Annotated in this window: 15 protein-coding genes; 8 read left to right on the forward strand and 7 right to left on the reverse strand. The window is 63.4% G+C overall.

Going from position 1 to position 22,818, the window contains the following annotated elements; all coding sequences use genetic code 11:
- The first annotated feature begins 159 nt into the window (after positions 1-159).
- The 3 genes from glnA (at position 160) to ntrC (ending at position 4,529) form a co-directional block, all read left to right on the forward strand.
- A complete protein-coding gene (gene glnA, locus AWB72_RS05840; RefSeq protein ID WP_040048799.1) occupies positions 160-1,575 on the forward strand; it encodes a type I glutamate--ammonia ligase in 1,416 nt (471 codons plus the stop codon).
- A 206-nt stretch (positions 1,576-1,781) separates the two neighbouring features.
- Positions 1,782-2,924, forward strand: coding sequence for a nitrogen regulation protein NR(II) (glnL, locus tag AWB72_RS05845; RefSeq protein WP_040048798.1), 1,143 nt, complete (start codon positions 1,782-1,784; stop codon positions 2,922-2,924).
- A 120-nt stretch (positions 2,925-3,044) separates the two neighbouring features.
- Complete coding sequence (gene ntrC, locus AWB72_RS05850; RefSeq protein ID WP_040048797.1) at positions 3,045-4,529, forward strand: nitrogen regulation protein NR(I); 1,485 nt, start codon at positions 3,045-3,047, stop codon at positions 4,527-4,529.
- Between the two features lie 11 nt (positions 4,530-4,540).
- Here the strand turns inward: ntrC and xth are convergent, their stop codons facing one another.
- A complete protein-coding gene (xth, locus tag AWB72_RS05855) occupies positions 4,541-5,320 on the reverse strand; it encodes an exodeoxyribonuclease III (protein ID WP_040048796.1) in 780 nt (259 codons plus the stop codon).
- A gap of 367 nt (positions 5,321-5,687) precedes the next feature.
- Between xth and AWB72_RS05860 the strand changes: the two genes are divergently transcribed.
- From AWB72_RS05860 to AWB72_RS05870, 3 genes are all read left to right on the forward strand, one after another.
- On the forward strand, positions 5,688-6,842 hold the full coding sequence (locus AWB72_RS05860; RefSeq protein ID WP_052449691.1) for a polysaccharide deacetylase family protein: 1,155 nt from the start codon (positions 5,688-5,690) through the stop codon (positions 6,840-6,842).
- Positions 6,843-6,893: 51 nt separating this feature from the next.
- Positions 6,894-7,532: a YidX family protein gene (locus AWB72_RS05865; RefSeq protein ID WP_143754579.1), complete on the forward strand. Its 639-nt coding sequence runs from the start codon at positions 6,894-6,896 to the stop codon at positions 7,530-7,532.
- A 71-nt stretch (positions 7,533-7,603) separates the two neighbouring features.
- Positions 7,604-8,878: an amidohydrolase family protein gene (locus tag AWB72_RS05870; RefSeq protein WP_040048794.1), complete on the forward strand. Its 1,275-nt coding sequence runs from the start codon at positions 7,604-7,606 to the stop codon at positions 8,876-8,878.
- A gap of 43 nt (positions 8,879-8,921) precedes the next feature.
- Here AWB72_RS05870 and AWB72_RS05875 read toward each other — a convergent pair whose 3' ends face one another.
- The 6 genes from AWB72_RS05875 to fixL form a co-directional block, all read right to left on the reverse strand.
- Positions 8,922-11,039, reverse strand: a complete 2,118-nt coding sequence (locus tag AWB72_RS05875; protein WP_040048793.1) for a M3 family metallopeptidase — start codon at positions 11,037-11,039, stop codon at positions 8,922-8,924.
- Positions 11,040-11,178: 139 nt separating this feature from the next.
- Positions 11,179-12,048: a bifunctional methylenetetrahydrofolate dehydrogenase/methenyltetrahydrofolate cyclohydrolase FolD gene (gene folD, locus AWB72_RS05880; RefSeq protein ID WP_040048792.1), complete on the reverse strand. Its 870-nt coding sequence runs from the start codon at positions 12,046-12,048 to the stop codon at positions 11,179-11,181.
- A gap of 160 nt (positions 12,049-12,208) precedes the next feature.
- Entirely contained in the window at positions 12,209-13,123 is a 915-nt protein-coding gene (locus AWB72_RS05885) for a DUF2950 domain-containing protein (protein ID WP_143754580.1), read from the reverse strand.
- A gap of 45 nt (positions 13,124-13,168) precedes the next feature.
- Positions 13,169-14,392 (reverse strand): DUF3300 domain-containing protein, encoded by a 1,224-nt coding sequence (locus tag AWB72_RS05890; protein WP_084592729.1) that lies wholly within the window; start codon positions 14,390-14,392, stop codon positions 13,169-13,171.
- A gap of 477 nt (positions 14,393-14,869) precedes the next feature.
- Entirely contained in the window at positions 14,870-15,508 is a 639-nt protein-coding gene (gene fixJ, locus AWB72_RS05895) for an oxygen response regulator transcription factor FixJ (protein WP_035961041.1), read from the reverse strand.
- A complete protein-coding gene (gene fixL, locus AWB72_RS05900) occupies positions 15,505-18,048 on the reverse strand; it encodes an oxygen sensor histidine kinase FixL (RefSeq protein WP_040048791.1) in 2,544 nt (847 codons plus the stop codon). The genes fixJ and fixL overlap by 4 nt, the downstream gene beginning before the upstream one ends.
- Positions 18,049-18,337: 289 nt before the next feature.
- Here fixL and aceE point away from each other — a divergent pair, with 289 nt between their 5' ends.
- Positions 18,338-21,031: a pyruvate dehydrogenase (acetyl-transferring), homodimeric type gene (gene aceE / locus AWB72_RS05905; RefSeq protein WP_040048790.1), complete on the forward strand. Its 2,694-nt coding sequence runs from the start codon at positions 18,338-18,340 to the stop codon at positions 21,029-21,031.
- A gap of 80 nt (positions 21,032-21,111) precedes the next feature.
- The gene (gene aceF, locus AWB72_RS05910; RefSeq protein ID WP_040048789.1) at positions 21,112-22,776 is read left to right on the forward strand and encodes a dihydrolipoyllysine-residue acetyltransferase; all 1,665 of its coding nucleotides are present in this window, start codon (positions 21,112-21,114) and stop codon (positions 22,774-22,776) included.
- Positions 22,777-22,818 lie beyond the last annotated feature (42 nt).

Here is a 22,818-nt window from a genome sequence, read left to right on the forward strand (position 1 = left end):
CACGATGCAGCAAAAAAATGCACGCTGCTTCAAGCGCTTAGCGCAAAGTTGTTGCGCTTGGCACGGAAGCTGCTTTTTGATCCTCGATTGAAACGGAAGTGCAGAATTGGTCGAGGCGGCGGAGCGATTCGCCGACTTTTGTTAATCAGGAGATAGGTAATGAGTAAATCCGTGGCCGACGTCATGCAACTCGTCAAGGACGAGGACGTCAAGTTTGTCGATTTCCGCTTCACCGACACGCGCGGCAAAGAACAACACGTTTCCGTGCCGGTATCGGCATTCGACGATGACAAATTTGAAAGCGGCCACGCTTTCGACGGCTCGTCCATCGCCGGCTGGAAGGGCATCGAAGCGTCGGACATGCTGCTCGTCCCGGACGCGGACACCGCCTTCATCGACCCGTTCTACGAAGAATCGACCCTCGTGCTGACCTGCGACGTGGTCGAGCCCGCCGACGGCAAGGGCTACGAGCGCGATCCGCGTTCGCTCGCGAAGCGCGCGGAAGCCTATCTCAAGAGCTCGGGCCTCGGCGACACCGCGTTCTTCGGTCCGGAACCCGAGTTCTTCATTTTCGACTCGGTGCAGTGGAACACGGATCAGTCGGGCACGTTCGTGAAGATCGGTTCGGAAGAAGCGCCGTGGTCGTCGGCGAAGGAATTCGAAGGCGGCAACACCGGCCACCGTCCGGGCACGAAGGGCGGCTACTTCCCGGTCGCGCCGGTCGACACGTTCCAGGACATCCGCTCGGAAATGTGTCTGCTGCTCGAACAGATCGGCATTCCGGTCGAAGTGCACCACCACGAAGTGGCGGGCCAGGGCCAGAACGAAATCGGCACCAAGTTCTCGACGCTCGTTCAGCGCGCGGACTGGCTGCAGCAGATGAAGTACATCATCCACAACGTGGCGCACACGTACGGCAAGACGGCGACGTTCATGCCGAAGCCGATCGTCGGCGATAACGGCTCGGGCATGCACGTTCACCAGTCGATCTGGAAGGACGGTCAGAACCTGTTCGCGGGCAACGGTTACGCTGGTCTGTCGGAATTCGCGCTGTTCTATATCGGCGGGATCATCAAGCATGCGCGCGCGCTGAACGCGATCACGAACCCGGGTACGAACTCGTACAAGCGCCTCGTGCCGCACTTCGAAGCGCCGGTCAAGCTGGCTTACTCGGCTCGCAACCGTTCGGCATCGATCCGCATTCCGCACGTCTCCAACCCGAAGGGCCGCCGTATCGAAACGCGCTTCCCGGATCCGCTGGCGAACCCGTACCTGTGCTTCTCCGCGCTGATGATGGCGGGTCTCGACGGCGTGCAGAACAAGGTTCACCCGGGCGAAGCCGCGGACAAGAATCTGTACGACCTGCCGCCGGAAGAAGACAAGAAGATCCCGACCGTGTGCGCCGGCCTCGACCAGGCGCTGGACGCACTCGACGCGGATCGCGAGTTCCTGACGCGCGGCGGCGTGTTCACGGATTCGATGCTCGACGCATACATCGAACTGAAGACCAACGAGCTGCAGCGTTATCGTCAGGCGGTGCATCCGATCGAGTTCGAGATGTACTACTCGCTGTAAAGCATGACGGCAGCGCTTCATTCATGGCTGTTCGATGAAGCGCGCGCCGCGATGTGATGCGACAACGAAAAGGGACGGCGCGCCGTCCCTTTTTTTAATCGCCGTCGCGTCGCTGACGCATGTGACTCATGCGCGTTTGCGTCACTCAAGTAGAACAAGATCGAGTTTCAAGAAGCGACCTCGCTGGCCAACCCTTTTCCTGCTCGATGGTGCTAAAGAATCTGATCAAGGCCCGCAAGGGTCACGCCGATGCGCTCTCCGACGACGCCCAGCTCGCCGCGACCGGTCTCCTGCCCGGCCTCGAAGCGCTGCCGACCGTCGTGCTCGTGCTCGACAAGCGCACGCTCAGGATCGCGTATGCGAACCCGTCGGCGGAATCGATGCTCGAGCTGTCGCGCAAGCAATTGACGCAGACGCACTGGCCCGATCTCTTCGCCAACGCCGACGAACTCGCGACGACCATCGCGTCGATCGCGGAGAACCGCTTCAACGCGACGCGGCTCGACGCCGTGCTCGACCGCGCCGGACGCGAGTCGGTTCACGTTCACGCGATCGTTGCGTATCTCGAAGCCGCGACGGATTACGTGCTGCTCGAACTCTTCGAGAACGAGCGTCATCTGCGCACCGACCGCGAAGAGCGCATTCACGATCTCACGGCGGTCAACAAGCAGCTCATCCGAAATCTCGCGCACGAGATCAAGAATCCGCTCGGCGGCATTCGCGGCGCGGCGCAACTGCTCGAATTCGAACTCGGCGCGCTGGAGCGCGACGAGCTGCGCGAATACACGCAGGTCATCATCAAGGAGTCCGACCGGTTGCAGACGCTCGTCGACAGGCTGCTGGAGCCGCATCGGCATCCGCATATCGTCGGCGACGTGAATATCCACGAAGTGTGCGAACGCGTGCGCGCCGTGATTCTCGCGGAGTTTCCGCGCGGCCTCACGATCGAGCGCGATTACGACGTCAGCGTGCCCGACCTGCGCGGCGACAAGGAACAACTGATCCAGGCGGTGCTCAACATCGTGCGCAATGCGGCGGAAGCGCTCAAGGAGCGCATCTCGCAAGGCGACGCGAAGATCGAACTGCGCACGCGCATCGCGCGCAAGGTGACCATCGGCAAGCGGCTGCACAAACTGGCATTGGACTTGCATATCACTGACAACGGTCCCGGCATTCCCAGCGAAATTCGCGATCGCATCTTTTTTCCGCTCGTGTCCGGGCGCGAAGACGGCAGCGGTCTCGGTCTCACGCTGACGCAATCGTTCGTGCAGCAGCATGACGGGCTGATCGAAGTGGAAAGCAGGCCGGGCTGTACCGAGTTCACCATTCTGTTGCCCTTCGGGAACTGAGGGCACTCGCCGACATCGACCGACAAGGACCATCTACCTTTCACCGCCGCCGCGCAACCAGAAGCCTGACCGTTCCGACGGGCACACACCGAACCACACGAAGACTTCTCGCCGAACGATATGAAGCCGATCTGGATAGTAGACGACGACCAATCCATCCGCTGGGTGCTGGAAAAAGCCCTCGCACGAGAGAACTTCACGACGCGCAGTTTCTCCGGCGTCCGCGACGCGCTCGCCGCGCTCGAAACCGAAAGCCCGCAAGTGCTCGTCTCCGATATCCGCATGCCGGGCGGATCGGGGCTCGAACTGCTGCAAACCGTGCGCGACCGGCTGCCGGGGCTGCCGGTCATCATCATGACCGCGTTCTCCGATCTCGATAGCGCCGTCGCCGCGTTTCAGGGCGGCGCGTTCGAATATCTCGCGAAGCCGTTCGACGTGGACAAGGCGGTCGAGCTGATCCGCCGCGCCGTCGACGAAAGCATGCGCGGCGAGGCTGCCTACGACGAGCGCGTCACCGAGACGCCCGAGATGCTCGGCCAGGCGCCCGCGATGCAGGACATGTTCCGCGCGATCGGCCGCCTGTCGCATTCGGCGGCGACCGTGCTCATCACGGGCGAATCAGGCACCGGAAAGGAGCTTGTCGCGCGCGCCTTGCACCGACATAGCCCACGCGCGAACGGACCGTTCATCGCGCTGAACACCGCGGCGATTCCGAAGGATCTGCTGGAGTCCGAACTGTTCGGCCACGAGCGCGGCGCGTTCACGGGCGCGCAGGCGATGCGTCAGGGCCGCTTCGAGCAGGCGGAAAACGGCACGCTGTTTCTCGATGAAATCGGCGACATGCCGTTCGATCTGCAAACGCGGCTGTTGCGCGTGCTGTCGGACGGACAGTTTTATCGCGTGGGCGGGCACAATCCGCTGAAGGCGAACGTGCGGGTGATCGCGGCGACGCATCAGAATCTCGAATCGCGCGTGAGACAGGGCTTGTTTCGCGAGGACTTGTATCACCGCCTGAACGTGATTCGCCTGCGTCTGCCCGCGCTGCGCGAACGTAGCGAAGACATTCCGCTGCTCACGCGCCATTTCCTGCAAAAGAGCGCGCGCGATCTGGGTGTCGAGCCGAAGCGCGTATCGGACGATGCGCTCGCGTATCTCGCGTCGCTGCCGTTTCCCGGCAACGTGCGTCAGCTCGAGAATCTCTGCAACTGGCTGACGGTGATGGCGCCCGCGCAGGTCATCGAGCGGAAGGACTTGCCGCCCGATCTGACGGCGCGTCACGAGCACGCGCCCGAGGCGATCGCGGTATCGACCGATGGCGCCGTCGCGGTCAACGGGTCATCGACGGTCGGCGCGACGCCGACGGCAGCCGCGCCGGCTGGCGTGCCGGTGAGCGTGTGGGAAAGCGGACTGCGCACGGAAGTCGCGCGCCTGTTGCGCGAGAATTCCGCCGATGTCATGGATGAACTCGCGCGCCGCTTCGAAGCGGCGGTCATTCGCGAGGCGCTCGATTTCACGCGCGGGCGCAAGGTCGAGGCGGCGGAGCGGCTGGGCATCGGCCGCAACACGATCACGCGCAAGATTCAGGAATTGCATCTCGACGCGTGAGCCTGCAGGGATCAGCAGCCGATATTCGCGATGACCGGCGCGTGGTCGGACGGCTGGTCCCATTTGCGCGGCACTTTGTCGACTTCGCATGACGCGCACAGTTCGGCCAGATCCGCCGACAGCAGGATGTGATCGATGCGCAGCCCCGCGTTGCGCCGGAACGCCATCATCCGGTAATCCCACCACGTGAAGAGTTTCTCGGGCTGCTCGAACTTGCGGAAGGCATCGGTCAGGCCCAGTCCGACGAGCTGCAGAAAATGCGCGCGCTCTTCGGGCGACACGAGATTCTGGCCTTCCCATGCCTTGGGATCGTGCACGTCGCGGTCGTCGGGCGCGATGTTGTAGTCGCCGAGCAGGGCGAGCTTCGGGTACTGCCTCATTTCTTCGCGCAGCCATTCGCGCAGCGCATCCAGCCAGCGCATCTTGTAGGCGAACTTCTCGCTGCCGGGCGCCTGCCCGTTCGGGAAGTAGGCGGACACGATGCGCACGTCGTTGACCGTCGCGGCGATCACGCGCTGCTGCAAATCTTCGAAGCCGGGGATGTTGCGCACGACGGTCGCATCGTGAACGTCGATGCCGTCGCGCACCAGAATGCCGACGCCGTTATACGTCTTCTGTCCCGCGAACCAGCTCTTGTAGCCGGCGGCTTCGAGTTCGGCGCGCGGAAATTTCTCGTCGGGCAGTTTCAGTTCCTGAAGGCACAGGACATCGACTTGCGAAAGCTGCAGCCAGTCGATGACGTGCTGAAGACGGACCTTGAGAGAGTTGACGTTCCAGGTGGCGATTTTCATTGGACGGCGAGTGCGTGGTTCGTGAATGCGTGACTTCGAGCGAAGCACGAATGATAACGCCATGAGGCGTTCGGGCTTGCTGTGTCCGTCGATATGAAACATTTTGGCTTGGGCGGAGTGGGCGCAGCAGGGGCGGTGTAAAGTCTCGCGGCCGTTCTACGGCTACCTTGCTCGTCCGGCGTGGAGTGGTTTTGCGGTTTTGATGTCGACTGTGATGCATCGGAATGCTAAGTGTGTCCGGGAGCGAGCCGCAAGGCGATTGCGCTGGCAAGCGGGCCGAAGGTGGCGACGGTGAAGGCAAGCTCGCCCGTCAATAACCATTCGCAGCCTTGGCTTCGCGGCCGCGCGCCGGAAACCGTCATTTCCCATGCTCAAGAAAGCCCTCATAACGACGCTACTCGCCGCAGCCGCAGCATGTTCGCAAGCAGCCGGGCCGTCCGCCGTCGCGATCGGCGACCGTGCGACGTGGCCCGCGCCGTTCGCTTCCGGCGATGACTTCGATCGTGCCTCACGCGCCGAATTGCTCGCGTTCGGCAAGGCGCTCGCGGACACCGAACGACTCAGCGACAGCCAATTACAGGCGCGCCTGAAGGTGAAGTCTTTCGATCACGCGTCGGTGGATCGCATTCGCGCGCGGTATTGGCAGCGTCTGACGGCGAACTACATTGCGGCATCGGCGCATTGCGGCAACGATGCGGCGTTTTGCGAGACGGTGCGCGATCAGGCGGGTTTCATGCGCGCGGCGCGCTCATTCGATACACCGGAAAACAGCGCCTATCAAGCGTGGTTCTCGCAAGCCTCCGCGTTTCACGCGACGTACGTGAATGAACTGCTGCGATTGGCCGCGCTGTTTCCGCGTATCAGCAGTGAGATCGACACATACTCTTCGCGCGAAATCGACGGCAGCGGCTTGCCCGATCGCACGTTCCTTCTCACGTTCGACGATGGTCCTTCCGCTCGCGACGGTTCCACCGACAAGCTGCTGCAAACGCTGCGTGCATCGCGTTTGAATGGCGTGTTCTTCACGCTCGGCACGCAATTGCAGGCGCGCTTGCAGCAGTCGGGCGCACCGGTGACGAAGGATGCTTATCGCGGGATGTGCGTCGGCTCGCACGGATGGGAGCATCGCTCGCATAGCACATGGCCTGCGTGGCAGGAGTCGGTTGCGCGCAGCATCGGGCTCGTGCGGGCGAACCTGCCGGACAGCGTCGTGCCGCTTTTCCGTCCGCCGTATGGACAGCGCAAGGCCGACAGCGGTGACTTCTTCGCATCGCAGGGCTTGCATGTCGCGCTCTGGAACATCGATTCGCAAGACTGGAACGAGAAGGTCAGCGCCGATGAAGTCAAACAGCGCGTGATGACGCTGATGCTGCTTTGGCGGCACGGAATCGTTCTTTTCCATGACATTCACCCGAAGGCGCAAGTGGCGGTGCCGTGGCTGCAACAGCAGCTTGGCGGCGCGGGCGTTCAGTGGATGGACTGCAAGCGTTTCGTTGCGGCCAATATCAACAATCCGTATTGAGCAATCACAGAGCGGTGCTTGTCGCCGTTCCCTATCATCACGATGAAATCGATGAAAAGAAGAAACTTCCTTCTGGCCGCAGCGGCGGCGCCTTTACTCCTGTCGGGCTGCATAACCGAATCCTTGCGCGATGAAATTCGCGAAGGCGATTACCGGACTTACACGGAATCCATCGACAGCGTGCTGATCTCGGCAGACGGCGCGAAGCTCGTGTTCCTCGGCGCAAAGTATCACTACATTTTCGATGCGCCTGCCCACTTCGCTGAATTGCTCGATTCACCGTTGGATGCGAAGGTGAAGGTAGACATCAGACGATTCAATGCCGATGAACACGGCAGTGTCAGCGGGACCATCGAAATGGAACTGAACGACGCGACCGCCGACGAGATGGCGCTGGCAGCGCAACTCGGTTTCAGGTCAGACGGTCGATCGTCTGCGTATAGGTCGATCTACCTGACCGGAACGCGATACAGCGCCAAAGGCTTCGATGCGTCGAAGGTCGACAGAAAGCTGCTGCGCAAGACATATGCGGTCGAGATCAACGAACCGAATCCGTTGAACGGAAGAAAGGTGCTGTACTTGCTGACGCCGGTCACGGTAGCGGCCGATGGAGCGTTGTTGCTCCTTGGCTCGCCGCTCATCCTCGTGGTGCTCATCGCCTTCTCGAACTCTCACGTCTGCTGCTTCTAGCGCGCGAAAGACCTCGCGGCTTTTCTGTCTCGCTACAATCACCGAACAGCCACCGTCGGAGGGTTTCGCAGATGGATCTCATCATTCGCCGCGCGGCGCTCGTTCGCTCGGGCGCACTCGTCGATATCGGCATGGAGGCGGGACGCATCGCCGCGATCGAGCCGCATCTGGACGCGACCGCGCGTGAGGAAATCGATGCCGGCGGCTCGCTCGTTACCGCGCCTTTCGTCGACGCGCATTTCCACATGGACGCCACGCTCTCCTACGGCTTGCCGCGCGTGAACGCTTCGGGGACGCTGCTGGAAGGCATCGCGCTGTGGGGTGAACTGAAGCCCGAACTGACGCAGGAAGCGATCGTCGAGCGCGCGCTGCAATATTGCGACTGGGCCGTCGCGCGCGGTCTGCTCGCGATCCGCTCGCACGTCGATGTCTGCGACCCTCGTCTGCTCGCGGTCGAAGCGCTCGTCGAAGTGAAGCGGCGCGTGAAGCCGTATCTCGACCTGCAACTGGTCGCGTTCCCGCAGGACGGCGTGCTGCGCAGCGCCGGCGCGTTCGACAACCTGAAGCGGGCGATCGAGCTGGGCGTCGATGTCGTCGGCGGCATTCCGCACTTCGAACGCACGATGGCCGACGGCGCGGCATCGGTGAAGCTGCTGTGCGAATTCGCGGCGGAAAAGGGCTTGCGCGTGGACATGCACTGCGACGAATCCGACGATCCGATGTCCCGCCACATCGAAACGCTCGCGGCGGAAACGCATCGGCTCGGGCTGCATGGACGCGTGACCGGCTCGCATCTCACGTCCATGCATTCGATGGACAACTACTACGTCAGCAAGCTGATCCCGCTGATGCGCGAAGCCGGCGTCGCGGCGATCGCGAATCCGCTCATCAATATCACGCTGCAAGGGCGTTCGGACACCTACCCGAAGCGGCGCGGCATGACGCGCGTGCCGGAACTGATGGCGGCGGGCATCGACGTGGCGTTCGGCCACGACTGCGCGATGGACCCGTGGTACAGCTTGGGCTCCGGCGACATGCTCGAAGTCGCGCATATGGGGCTGCACGTCGCGCAGATGACCGGCGTCGACGCGATGCGCGCCTGCTTCGACGCGGTGACGATCAATCCCGCGAAGATCCTCGGTCTGGAAGGCTACGGCATCGAAGTGGGATGCAATGCGGATTGCGTGATTCTCGACGCACGCGATTCGATCGAAGCGATCCGCCTGCGCGCGGCGCGCACAGCCGTGATCCGAAGAGGGAAGGTGGTGAGCCGAAGCCCGGCCGTGCGCGCGACGCTCGCGCTCGAAGGCCGGCCTTCGGAAGTGGACTTCAAAATCAAACGCTGAACGAAAAACCCCGGCGCGTGGCCGGGGTTTGAAGCATCGAAGGTCAGTGCAGCGTCTGCCCGGCCATGCCGTTATGACGCAAGAGCGCGTCGATGTTCGGCTCGCGTCCGCGGAACGCCTTGAACGAATCCATCGCGGGACGGCTGCCGCCGACTTCGAGAATCTCCCGGCGATAACGCGTGCCCGTTTCCGCATCCAGCACCGAGCCGTTCGCGGCCTTCGCGGCTTCTTCGAACGCGGCGTAGGCATCGGCGGACAGCACTTCGGCCCACTTGTAGCTGTAATAGCCCGCCGCATAGCCGCCCGCGAAGATATGGCTGAACGTGTTCGGCCAGCGCGAGAACGGCGTCTGCGGAATGACGTGGAACTTCTCGTTGATCTCGCGCGCGAGGTCGTTCACGTTTTGCGTGGCGTTTGCCGGATAGTAGGACGTGTGCAGCACCATGTCGAACATCGAGAAGACGATCTGGCGCAGCGTGCCGAGACCGCTCTGGAAGTTCTTCGCGGCGAGCATCTTGTCGAAGAGTTCACGCGGCAGCAGCGCACCGGTGTCGACGTGCGCGGACATGTCGGTCAGCACGTCCCACTCCCAGCAGAAGTTCTCCATGAATTGCGAAGGCAATTCGACTGCATCCCACTCGACGCCGTTGATGCCCGACACGCCCAGTTCATCGACGCGCGTCAGCATGTGATGCAGCCCGTGCCCGAACTCGTGGAACAGCGTGATGACTTCATCGTGCGTGAAGCACGCGGGCTTGCCGCCGACCGGCGCGGAAAAGTTGCACGTGAGATACGCGACCGGCGTCTGCACGCCGCCTTCGCTGCGCTTGTGGCGCGCGCGGGCGTCATCCATCCAGGCGCCGCCGCGCTTGCCTTCGCGCGCGTACAGGTCCAGATAGAACTGCGCGACGAGCGAGCCGTCTTTGTTTTCCACGCGGAAAAATCGCACATCGGGATTCCACACGGCGGCTTCATCGCGACGAATGGACACGTTGAAAAGCGTTTCGGTGACCTTGAACAAACCCTTCAGCACGGCTTCCTGCGGGAAGTACTGCTTCACTTCGTTCTCGGAGAACGAATAGCGCTTCTGACGCAGACGTTCCGCCGCGAACGCGACATCCCACGGCTGAAGCTCGGGCATGCCGAGTTCGGTGGCGGCGAATGCGCGCAGTTCCATCCAGTCGTTCTCGGCGTAGGGACGTGCGCGCACGGCGAGGTCTTCCAGGAACGCGATGACCTGCGCCGGCGACTCCGCCATCTTCGGCGCAAGCGACACTTCCGCGAAGTTCTGATAGCCCAGCGTGCGCGCTTCTTCGAGACGCAGCTTCAGATGCTCGACGATGTTCTCCGTGTTGTCCCACTCGGCCTTGCCGTGACCGTACGTTTCGCCAAGTTCCGACGCACGCGTGACGTACGCGCGATACATCGCCTCACGCATCGGCCGATGCTCCGCGTATTGCAGCACCGGGAAATACGACGGAAAGTGCAGCGTGAACTTCCAGCCTTCCTTGCCGTCGCGTTGAGCGGCTTCGCGCGCCGCTTCGATCACGTCGTCGGGCAGGCCGGCGAGATCGCTTTGCTGCGTGACGATGTATGCGTACGCATTGGTCGAATCCAGCACGTGATCCGAGAACGCCTTCGACAACGCGGCTTGCTCTTCCTGTAATTGCGCGAAACGCGGCTTGCGGTCTTCGGGCAATTCGGCGCCGGACAGACGAAAATCGCGCAGCGAGTTTTCGAGAATCTTCTTGCGTTCCGGCGAGAGACCGGCGAACTCGTCGCTCGCGGCGATCGCCTTGTACTTCTCGTAAAGCGCGAGATTCTGGCCGACGCTCGCGGAGAATTCGGTGACGCGCGGCAGATTTTCGGCATGGGCGGCGCGCAGTTCGGGCGTGTCGGCAACCGCGTTCAGATGTCCGATGATGCCCCATGCACGCGAGAGCTTTTCCGATTCGCGCTCGACCGTCTCGACGACATCCGTCCACGTGGCGGGCGTCGCGGGCGCGCTCGCGCGATCGACGGCGTCCTTGGCCGCGGCGAGCAGCACGTCGAGCGCCGGGGTGACATGCTCGGGCTTGATGTCGCCGAAGCGCGGCAAGTCGGAAAAATCGAGCAGCGGATTGGATGCTGCGGTCGGCGTGGCTGCGGTGGTATCGCTCATGGCTCTCCCAGTTCGTGTTCAGTGAAGCGCGGGACGGGCCAGCAATGCCGAGGCCCGCGCCGCTTGGTGTCCCAATGCTTCTCAGGACATTATTGGGGCGGCGGGGCCAAAATCCAATCGATTGTTTTTAAGGAGATGATTAAGCCGTCGCGCTTAAGGCCGATGCGGCGCGCTCGGCGGCTTCGATCGTGTTGACGAGCAGCATCGTGATGGTCATCGGGCCGACGCCGCCCGGCACCGGCGTGATGTAGCCGGCCACTTCCTCCACGCCCGCGAAATCCACGTCGCCGCACAGCTTGCCCGCGTCGTCGCGGTTCATGCCGACGTCGATGACCGTCGCGCCCGGCTTCACCATGTCGGCGGTCAGGATGTTGCGGCGGCCGACCGCGGCCACGACGACATCGGCGTCGCGCGTGTGCTTCGCGAGATCGCGCGTCTTGCTGTGACAAATGGTGACGGTCGCGCCGGCTTCGAGCAGCAGGAGCGCCATCGGCTTGCCGACGATATTCGAGCGGCCGATGACCACCGCGTTCGCGCCAACGAGATCGATCTTGTGCGCCTCGAACATCTTCATTACGCCATACGGCGTGCACGGGCGAAAGAGCGGCTTGCCGGTCATCAGCGCGCCCGCGTTCGCGACGTGAAAGCCGTCGACGTCCTTCTCCGGCGCGATCGCTTCGATGACCTTGTGGCTGTCGATATGCGCCGGCAGCGGCAGTTGCACGAGAATGCCGTGAATGGCGGGATCGGCGTTCAGCTTGTCGATGTGCGCGAGCAGTTCGCCTTCGGACAGCGACGCGGGGAAGCGGTCCATCACCGAGTGCAGGCCGTTGTCCTGACACGCCTTGACCTTGTTGCGCACATAGACTTCGCTCGCCGGATTGTCGCCGACGAGCACGACCGCGAGGCCCGGCTTGTGTCCGCGAGCGGCGAGGGCGGCGGCGCGCGCGGCGACATCGGTGCGGAGAGTCTTGGAAAGGGCGTTGCCGTCGATGAGTTGGGCAGTCATGGCGAATCAGTGAGGATGGCCGGGTGGCGTGAATTGGCGAGGCCGCATGCGCAGGCGGGCTGCGGGCGGACATCGTGGGCGCACGGTTGCGCCCTTGGGGAAGGGCGAGATTATACCGCCGGGCGCTTTTCAGCGTCCGGCGGCCGGGGAGTGACCCGGTTCAGGGAGAAACGGGCTGCCAGGAGGCGTCCGGATCGAAGGACTTGATCGATGCCGCGATGCGCGACGTCGCCGGGCCGAGGTTTTTCTCGTACACCTGACCGTCCTGGTTGACCATGAACGTCATCACGCCGGTTTCACCGACCTTCGCCGGCCACGCGATCATGCCGAAGCCCTGCGTGAGCGCGCCGCCTTCGGCGTAGTTCTTCGCGCCGCCCTTCGCCTTCGGGCCCTGCGCGGTGAGGATGCGGTAGTGATAGCCGTAGTAGGCGTCGCCCGGGTGCGTCTTGTTGGGCATCGTCGCCGCGAGGGGCCCGAGCGGGCTTTCCGGTTCGCCGGGCGCGGTGTCCCAGTAGAGGCCGTCGCGCTTGCCGGGCGTGCTCACGAAGCGGTCGGCGTAGCGGTTCATCAGCTTGCGATAGTCGTTCTGCGCATCGACGTAGGCGAGCGCGACGTGCATCACCGATCGCTCGTTGCGGCCGATTCGCCGCGTCAGCAGTTCATCGCGCGCGGCGGGCATGTCAAAGCGCCAGCCCTTGCCGGTATCGACGAGCGGAATCGGCAGCGTCCAGCCGCTGTCGCCGGTTTCGATACGTGCGCTTTTGTGCCCGTCGATCGGCTTCGCATCTTCGATGATGCGATGTCCCTTCGCCCACGAGCCAAGGTATTGGTAAATGTCGTCCTCGCCGATGTTGCCGGTCGGCACGTAGCGCGCGTGGTCCTTGCCGAGCACTTTGGAGAGCGCGGTTTCGTTGTTGGACGCGATGGCGTCGGTCAACGCCTGTGCGGCAGCTTCGGGCGTCGGATAAAGGGCCTGCGCCTGCGTGAGCGAGGCGGTAAGGGAAAGCGCTGCAGCGGCGAGCGCCGCGCGCAGCAAAGGCTTCCTGGATGAGGCGAGCGTTCTGTTCTGATTCATCTCGTGCTCCTGAGTCGGGCGTGTTCTGGGAAAGAGGTGAAGGGATCAGCGGCGACGAAATCCGCCGCCGCCGCCATGAAAGCCGCCTCCCGCACCGCCGCCCTGGAAGCCTCCGCCGCTGTGCTGCACGCCGCCGCCTCCGGCGCCCAGGCCGCCGCCCGCGTTCGGATGCGCGCTTGCGAGCGACTGCCGGCTCGCCTGTCCGCGCTGCATGTCCTGCCGCGCGACATTGCCGTCGCCGGCGCCGCGCAGCGCGTTGTCGCGATTGACGTTCTGCGCGCGCTGATGCACGTCGTTGTTGCCGCCCACGCGGTCGGCGCCGCCTTGGCGCATGTTCTGCACGCGCTGGTTCGCCGATTGATTCATGTTCTGCCCCGTGCGCTGCTGCAAGGTTTGCGCGGCCTGCGCGCGCCCCTGATCGCGCCCGCGGAACTGATCGCGATTCACCCCAGCGAGATTCTGGTTGTTCACGCGGTTCTGCCGGTTCACGGTGTTCCGGTTGAACTGCGGATCGTTGCGGTTCCAGCGCACGTTGTTGTTGTTCGTCGTGATGCGGTTATTGACGTTGATGTTGTTGTAGCGATTCACGTTCACGTTGACGTCGCGATGATTCCAGTCGCAGCCGCCCCACAGCGAGTTGGCGACGGCGATGCCCGCGCCGAACGCGAGGCCGGTGGCGAAGCCGGTCGCGATCGCATAGCCGGGCGGCGGCGGCACGTAGACCGGCGGATACGCCGGATAAGGCCACGCGCCGTACACGACGGTCGGGTTGTACGTCGGCACGTACACGACTTGCGGATTGGCCGGCACGATCTGAATGGTGCTCTGCTCGACGACGACCTTCTGCTGCTCGGTCGTCTTGAGGTTGCCCGCGGTCTGGGCCGCGCGGCGCAGGCGCTGCACCGAGTCCATCACGTCGCCCGATTGCGCGATGAACGCGTTGCCGAGCTGCGTCGTCCAGTCGAGCTTCGAGGCCATCGTCGCCAGGGCTTGCGGGAACGCAACGAGCGATTGCACGCTCGGGTCCCACGGCTCGGACTGCACGGCTTTCACGGCGTCGTCGCCCTTCACGTTCGCATTCGCCTTCGACCATTGCGCGGCAGCTTCGATGTCCTGCGGATAGGTAGCGGCCATCAGCACTTGCGCGAGCAGCGCGTCCGGATACAGCGCGATGGGCGCGACGAGCGCATCGATCTGCTGGTTCGTCAGGCGCTGGCCGGTCGCGGCGTTGTTCGGCGTCTGGGCGGCGGCGGTGGGCGCGTGAAGCATCGCGAGCGGCGCGGCGGCGAGCGTCGCGGCGATCGCAAGCACGCGCGCCGCGCGCAGGCGGTTCGCAAGCCGGAGGGTGGGTGTGTTGTTCAAGGCTGAGTCTCCTGTACGTGATGCCTGACGCGCGAAAGCGATAACGGAACGCGGGCCGCCGGTCAAGGAGGCTCGCGCGACGCCAACAGAGGAGCAACGGGAAAGCGAGGCGCGGCAACGAAGCCAGGCAGATGGCCGACGCTCGCGAGACGGAATCGGCGCTTTGCCTGTGAAACGTTTGCGCGACCGGCTCCGTTGTTGGGGCACGATCAACTTACGAGGCGCGCTTGTAAGGTGTCAACGCGAAAGACGAAATGTCACGTTTCGCGCTTGCGTCACTCGCGTGTATCGGAGGGGAAGGGAAGAAACCGGAGAGCAATGACGAGCGTGGCCGGTTGGATCAACCGGCCACGTCGGGGGACAGCGCACGAAGCGCAGAAAGCGTTACTGCTGGGGCTTGTTCGACAGCGCGAGGCGCAGAAGATCGGCGACCGTGTTCACCGACAGCTTCTCCATGATGTTCGCGCGATGCGCTTCCACCGTCTTGATGCTGATGCCGAGGTCGTCGGCGATCTGCTTGTTGAGCCGCCCGGCGATGATCCGCTCGAGCACCTGATGCTCGCGCGCCGTCAGCTTGCCGAGCCGCTCGGCGGCCGCGCGCTGCTGCTGCACGCTGGTGCTTTCGCTGCGCGCCTTCTCCAGCATGCGCTCGACGAGCTTGCGCAGTTCGGCTTCGTCGAACGGCTTCTCGATGAAGTCCATCGCGCCCTTCTTCATCGTGGAGACGGCCATCGGGACATCGCCGTGGCCGGTCACGAAGATGATCGGCAACAGCGAATTCTCGGCGATGAGCTTCTCCTGCAGTTCGAGGCCGGTCATGCCGGCCATGCGCACGTCGAGAATCAGGCAGGCGATGGCGCCGGAATGAGCGATCGGCAGGTAGACATCGAGGAACGATTCCGCGCTGGAAAAGCATTGCACGCGATAGCCGTTCGCCTCGAGCAGCCAGCGCAAAGAATCACGCACGGCCTCGTCATCGTCGACGACAAAGACGGTTTCCTGAGTGGTGACTGGACTGCTCATAGTTCTCCCGTAACTGTTTGTTGTCTCGTATTGGTGTGTTCTTCGTCCGCATCGTCGCCGGAACCCGAACCGTGCGAGCCGTCCACCTCGCCGATCGGCAGGCTGCAATGGAACGTCGCACCCGTCACATGGCCGTCCGGATCGACATTGTTGACCACCCACAGGCGGCCCCGATGCGATTCGATGATCGAGCGGCAGATGTTCAGACCCATGCCCATGCCGTCCGATTTGGTGCTGTAGAACGGCTCGAACAGGCGCTCGGCGGTGGCTTCGTCCACGCCCGGACCCTGATCGACGACGCTGATGCACACCGAGCCGCCGTCCGTGCGCAGCACGACCACACGGATGACCGGATCGACGGCGTTCGGTTTCGCATCATGCATCGCTTCGGCCGCGTTTTTCAACAGGTTGACCAACACTTGTTCGATCAAAACGGGATCGACGTAGATCACCGGCATGCGCGAGCGGATCTCGGTGACGATGCGTATCTTGCGTTTGCGCGCCTCGATCTCCGCGAGACCGACCGCATCCGCGACGATATCGGCGACGCGCGTCGCCTGGCGCTTCGGCTCCGAGCGCTTCACGAACTCGCGGATGCGCTTGATGATCATCCCCGCGCGCACCGCCTGCTGCGCGGTCTTTTCGAGCACCGGCAAGAGCGTTTCCTGCGTCATGCGGCCGGACTTCACGAGCGCGACGCAGCCCGAGCAGTAGTTGTTGATCGCGGCGAGCGGCTGATTCAGCTCGTGCGCGAGCGACGACGCCATTTCGCCCATCGTCATCAGGCGGCTCGTGAACTGGAGCTTCTCTTCCTGCTGATGCGCGAGTTCCTGCGCCTGCTTGCGCTGCGTGATGTCGGTCGCGATCTGCATCTGCGCGAGATGGCCGTCCACCCACTGAATGTACTGGCGGCGCACTTCGAACCACTTCTGGATGCCTTCGACATAGACCTCCTGCGCGTCCGCCGAGCTTTCGGTGAGCGCGGCGGCGGGCAGGCCCGCGTAGGTATCGATCATGTCGATAGTGTCGGACGAACTGTGGCTGCTGCCGTCGAAGGCCGCGCCCGCGAGTTGCAGATGGCCGTCCGGCCGGATGCCGAACAGATGCCGGTAATAGCGGTTCGCGAAGAGCAGCTCGGCTTCGTCGGCGGCGAGCACGGACACGGCCGCGTCGAGGCTTTCGAGCACGGTGGTGAAGCGCTCGTGCGCGGCGGCGAGCTCTTCGCGCGCGCGCTTGGGCTCGGTGATGTCCGTCATCGACGACATCCAGCCCGTCTGACGCCCGGAACTGTCGATCAGCGGCGAAACGTAGAGCCGCGCGTGGAAGAACGAGCCGTCCTTGCGGCGCACGCGCAGTTCGAAGCCGGAAGAGGGCGCCTTGCCGCGCAAGGTCATGTCGAGCTGACGCTGCATTTCGGGATACGCGTCGCGCGGCCAGTACGGGAACGGCGCGTTCTTGCCGACGAGATCGCTTTCGTCCCAGCCCGTCATGCGGCAGAACGCCGGATTCACGTGCGTGATGCGCCCGTGCATGTCGAGCACGCGCATGCCGATCAGCACGGAGTTTTCCATCGCGCGACGGAAAAACGCTTCGGCGTAAAGCGCCTGTTGCGCCTCGAAGCGCTGGCGCGTGTGCTTCCACAGGCTCCAGAGACTCCACAGCACGAAGCACGACAAGCCCGCGACGAGCCACACCAATGTGTTATTCGTGAAGTTCGTGAGCTGCGGATACGAGTACACGCGCACCGACAGCCCTTGCCCCGGCGGATCGAGCGGCAGGTCGTAGAACATGTCGCGCGGCAGGCGCGGCCGGCTCGATGTGGTGGCGAGTTCGCGATTGTTCAGATCGGTGATCGAGATCTTGTATTTCGCCGACAGTTCGCCCGGAATGTCATGCTTGAGAATGCCTTCGATCGAAAAGACGGCGGCGATCGATCCGAGGAATTCGCGGTCGCGGAAAACCGGCGTCTGCAGCGTGATGTAGCCGTTGCCGAGGTCGTCGTAAAGAAGGGGGGAATAGACCTGGCGGCGCGTGCTGCGGGCTTCGTCGAACGCGGCCTGGACGGCTTCGTCCATCTGCGTGTCGTTCGGCTTGGCGAGACGCGATCCGAGCACGGGCAGCGGCGTGTTGGGCCAGCGCGGCTTGTGCTCGCTCGTGTACCAGTTCATGTAGAGGATCTCGGGATGCCCCTGCATGATGTCGGTCGATGCCGTCTGGAAGTTCTGCGGATCGCCGTGGCCGCCCGCGATGTCGCGCGACAAGGCCTGGATTTGTTCTTGCGCAGCGGTCATCGAAAGACGAATCTGCTGTTGAGCCCACGCGACGTTGCGATACAGCGTGTCTTCCTGCTGCTGCTGCTCGCGCCGGTTCAAACTCCAGAGAATCAGACTCATCACGACCAGAAAGACGAGGATCGAAATGAGCGGCGTGAGTAAATAGGAATTCGACCACCACGGTCCGTGGTGCCAGCGGGAGGGCGACGAGTCGGTAGGTTTCTTTACGACGCGCGCCGAGCGTTTGATCAGCCGGTCGGTCAACATGGAAGCGATTGTAACGCAGCACCCGATTGTTAATTGGCGTAAAAAAGCGCTAACAATGAGGGATTTGCAGGAAAAGGAGGAGAAACATCTGAGCTTAAAACCTATATCGGACGGTGCAATGCAGCAATTTTCCGCATTGTGAGATAGCCTCTCATGATTCGAAAAATTCCTTGCTTCAAGCTCTGGACCCTCTTTAGAATTGCCGGCACGCGGCCAGCGCCCGCTTTTGTGCTTTCGCGCGGGCGTGTGTTGGCGGTTTAAGGAGCGTTCCTCACATCAGGAGACGAGCATGTCCGCTGTACCCGACGAAGTTCTCAAATATGTCGCCAACGCAAAAGACGACGATCCGCAGGAAACCGCCGAATGGCTCGAAGCGCTCGATGGCGTGATTTCCGCGGTCGGCCCTGACCGCGCGCACTACCTGATCGAGAAACAAATCGAGTTCGCTCGCGTGCATGGCGAGCACCTGCCGTTCTCGGCGAACACGCCGTACATCAATACCATCCCCGTCGCCGCGCAGTCGAAGATTCCGGGCGACCAGGACATCGAACACCGCATCCGCTCGTACACGCGCTGGAACGCCATCGCGATGGTCCTGCGCGCGGGCAAGGACACCAACGTCGGCGGCCACATCGCATCGTTCGCATCGGCGGCGACGCTGTATGACGTCGGCTTCAATCACTTCTGGCATGCGCCGTCGAAAGAACACGGCGGCGATCTCGTGTTCGTGCAGGGCCACTCGTCGCCGGGCGTCTACTCGCGCGCGTTCCTGCTCGGCCGCCTGACCGAGAAGCAACTGAACAACTTCCGCCAGGAAGTGGGCGGCGAGGGCATCTCGTCGTATCCGCATCCGTGGCTGATGCCGGATTTCTGGCAATTCCCGACCGTCTCGATGGGCTTGGGCCCGATCATGGCGATCTACCAGGCGCGCTTCATGAAGTACATGCAGGCGCGCGGCATCGCGAAGACGGACGGCCGCAAGGTCTGGGCGTTCCTCGGCGACGGCGAGACGGACGAGCCGGAATCGCTCGGCGCGATCGGCATGGCCGGGCGCGAGCGTCTCGACAACCTCGTGTTCGTCATCAACTGCAATCTGCAGCGTCTGGACGGCCCGGTGCGCGGCAACGGCAAGATCATTCAGGAACTGGAAAGCGAATTCCGTGGCGCGGGCTGGAACGTCATCAAGGTCATCTGGGGCAGCCGCTGGGACGCGCTCTTCGCACGCGACAAGACCGGCGCGCTCATGCGCCGCATGATGGAAGTCGTCGACGGCGAATACCAGACGTACAAGTCGGAGTCGGGCGCGTTCGTGCGCGAGCACTTCTTCAACACGCCGGAACTGAAGGCGCTCGTCGCCGACTGGTCCGATGACGACATCTGGAATCTGAATCGCGGCGGCCACGATCCGCACAAGATCTACGCCGCGTTCGACGCCGCGACCAAGACGAAGGGCGCGCCGACCGTCATCCTCGCCAAGACCATCAAGGGCTATGGCATGGGCGAGCACGGCCAGGCGATGAACATCACGCACCAGCAGAAGAAGCTGCCGATCGACACGCTGAAGAAATTCCGCGACCAGTTCCGTCTGCCGCTGACCGACGAGCAAATCGCCGACGTGCCGTATCTCACGTTCGAAGAAGGCTCGAAGGAACTGGAGTACATGCGTCAGAAGCGCATGGACCTGGGCGGCTATCTGCCGTCGCGCCGCGAGAAGGCGGAATCGCTGCCGGTGCCGGCGCTCGCCGCGTTCGAACCGTTGCTCAAGGGCACGGGCGAAGGCCGCGAAATCTCCACGACGATGGCCTTCGTGCGGATTCTGAACATCCTGCTGAAGGACAAGGCGCTCGGCAAGCGCATCGTGCCGATCGTCCCGGACGAATCGCGTACGTTCGGCATGGAAGGCCTCTTCCGCCAGATCGGCATCTGGAATCAGGACGGCCAGAAGTACATTCCGGAAGACTCCGACCAGCTGATGTTCTACAAGGAATCGGAGACCGGCCAGATTCTGCAGGAAGGCATCAACGAAGCCGGTGGCATGTGTGACTGGATCGCGGCCGCGACGTCGTACTCGACGCACGGCGAGATCATGATCCCGTTCTACATCTTCTACTCGATGTTCGGCTTTCAGCGCATCGGCGATCTGGCGTGGGCCGCGGGCGACATGCGTTCGCGCGGCTTCCTCCTGGGCGGCACCGCGGGCCGCACGACGCTCAACGGCGAGGGCCTGCAGCACGAAGACGGCCACTCGCTGCTGTGGGCGGCGTCCGTCCCGAACTGCGTGAGCTACGACCCGACGTTCGGCTACGAACTCGCGGTCATCATGCAGGACGGCCTGCGCCGCATGGTGGCGGATCAGGAAGACGTGTACTACTACATCACCGTGATGAACGAGAACTACGAACATCCGGCGATCCCGCAAGGCGATGCCGTTGCCTCGGACATCATCAAGGGCATGTACGCGTTCAAGAAGGCCGACGCAGCGGGCAAGGCGCACGTCCAGCTCATGGGCGCGGGCACGATCTTCAACGAAGTCATCGCCGCGGCTCAACTGTTGAAGGACGACTGGGGCGTTTCCGCCGACCTGTGGAGCGTGCCGAGCTTCACCGAACTGGCCCGCGACGGTCAGGCGTGCGAGCGCTGGAACCTGCTGCATCCGACGGACGAGAAGCGCGTGCCGCACGTGACGAAGCTGCTCGACGGCGCGAAGGGTCCGGTGATCGCATCGACGGACTACATCCGCGCGCTCGTCGACCAGATTCGCGGCTATGTTCCGAACAAGTTCGTGGTGCTCGGCACCGACGGCTACGGCCGCTCGGACACGCGCGAGGCGCTGCGCCACTTCTTCGAAGTCGACCGCTATTGGGTGACGCTGGCCGCGCTGAACGCGCTGGCCGACGAAGGCACGATCGAGCGCAAGGTCGTCGCCGAGGCGATCAAGAAGTACAACCTCGACCCGTCCAAACCCAACCCGATGACCGTCTAAAGGCATCGCCCCCGAGCGTTGTGACGCGGCCTCTTTCCGAAGCGGAAGGAGGCCCGCGTGCAACCCAGGAGACACTAATAATGAGTCAAGCGATCGAAGTCAAAGTGCCGGACATCGGCGATTTCAAGGACATCCCCGTGATCGAAGTGCTGGTCAAGGTGGGTGATACGGTCGAGCCCGAGCAGTCGCTCGTCACGCTCGAATCCGACAAGGCGACGATGGACGTGCCCAGTTCCGCGGCGGGCACCGTCAAGGAAGTGAGGGTCAAGGTCGGCGACAACGTGTCGGAAGGCACGCTCATCGTCGTGCTGGAAGGCGGCGCGAACGGCGCGGCCTCGCCCGCTGCGCCCGCGAAGCAGGAAGCGCCCGCGCAGACGCAAACCCAAGCCCAAGCGCAGCCCGCGCAGGCGTCGGGCGGCGGCGGATCGGTCGAAGTGAAGGTGCCGGATATCGGCGACTTCAAGGACATTCCGATCATCGAGATCGGCGTCAAGGTCGGCGACAAGGTGGAGAAGGAGCAGTCGCTCGTCACGCTGGAATCCGACAAGGCGACGATGGACGTGCCGAGCCCCGCATCGGGCACGGTCAAGGAACTGAAAGTCAAGGTCGGCGATACGGTCTCCGAAGGATCGCTGATTCTCGTGCTGGAAGGCGGCGACGGCGCGCCTGCTGCAGCAGCGGCTCCGAAGCAGGAACCCGCGAAGCCGGTCGAAGCGCCGTCCGATGCGCCCGCGAAGCCCGCGCCCGCATCGGCCGCAAAGGAAGCGCCGTCCGCGCTCGCGCAGGCGCCCGTGATGCCCGCCGGCGACGGCTTGCGCACGTCGAGCCACGCGTCGCCGTCGGTGCGCAAGTTCGCGCGCGAGCTGGGCGTCGATGTCACGCGCGTGAAGGGCACCGGTCCGAAGGGCCGCATCACGCAGGGCGACGTCACCGCGTTCGTGAAGGGCGTGATGACGGGTCAGGGCGCGGCGCCCGCCGCGGCGGCTGCACCGGCTGGCGGTGGCGGCGGCGAGTTGGGTCTGCTGCCGTGGCCGAAGATCGACTTCACGAAGTTCGGTCCGGTCGATCCGAAGCCGCTGTCGCGCATCAAGAAGATTTCGGGCGCGAACCTGCATCGCAACTGGGTGATGATCCCGCACGTCACGAACAACGACGAAGCGGACATCACCGAGCTGGAAGCGTTGCGCGTGAAGCTCAACAAGGAAAACGAGAAGGCCGGCGTGAAGATCACGATGCTGGCGTTCGTCATCAAGGCGGTCGTGTCGGCGCTGAAGAAGTTCCCGACCTTCAATGCGAGCCTCGACGGCGACAACCTCGTCTTCAAGCAGTACTACCACGTCGGTTTCGCGGCCGATACGCCGAACGGCCTCGTCGTTCCGGTCATCCGCGATGCGGACAAGAAGGGCTTGATCGATATCGCGAAGGAGATGGCGGATCTGTCGAAGCTCGCGCGCGAAGGCAAGCTGAAGCCGGATCAGATGCAGGGCGGCTGCTTCTCGATTTCGTCGCTGGGCGGCATCGGCGGAACGAACTTCACGCCGATCATCAACGCGCCCGAAGTGGCCATTCTCGGCCTGTCGCGCGGCCAGATGAAGCCCGTGTGGGACGGCAAGCAGTTCGTGCCGCGCCTCACGCTGCCGCTGTCGCTGTCGTACGACCATCGCGTCATCGACGGCGCCGAGGCCGCGCGCTTCAACGCGTATCTGTCGGGGATTCTGGCGGACTTCCGTCGCGTGATTCTTTGATCTTCTGATCTGACCGACGGCGGAACCTCGGGCGTTGCCATG

The organism is Caballeronia concitans, from assembly GCF_001544615.1.
Lineage (GTDB): Bacteria > Pseudomonadota > Gammaproteobacteria > Burkholderiales > Burkholderiaceae > Caballeronia > Caballeronia concitans.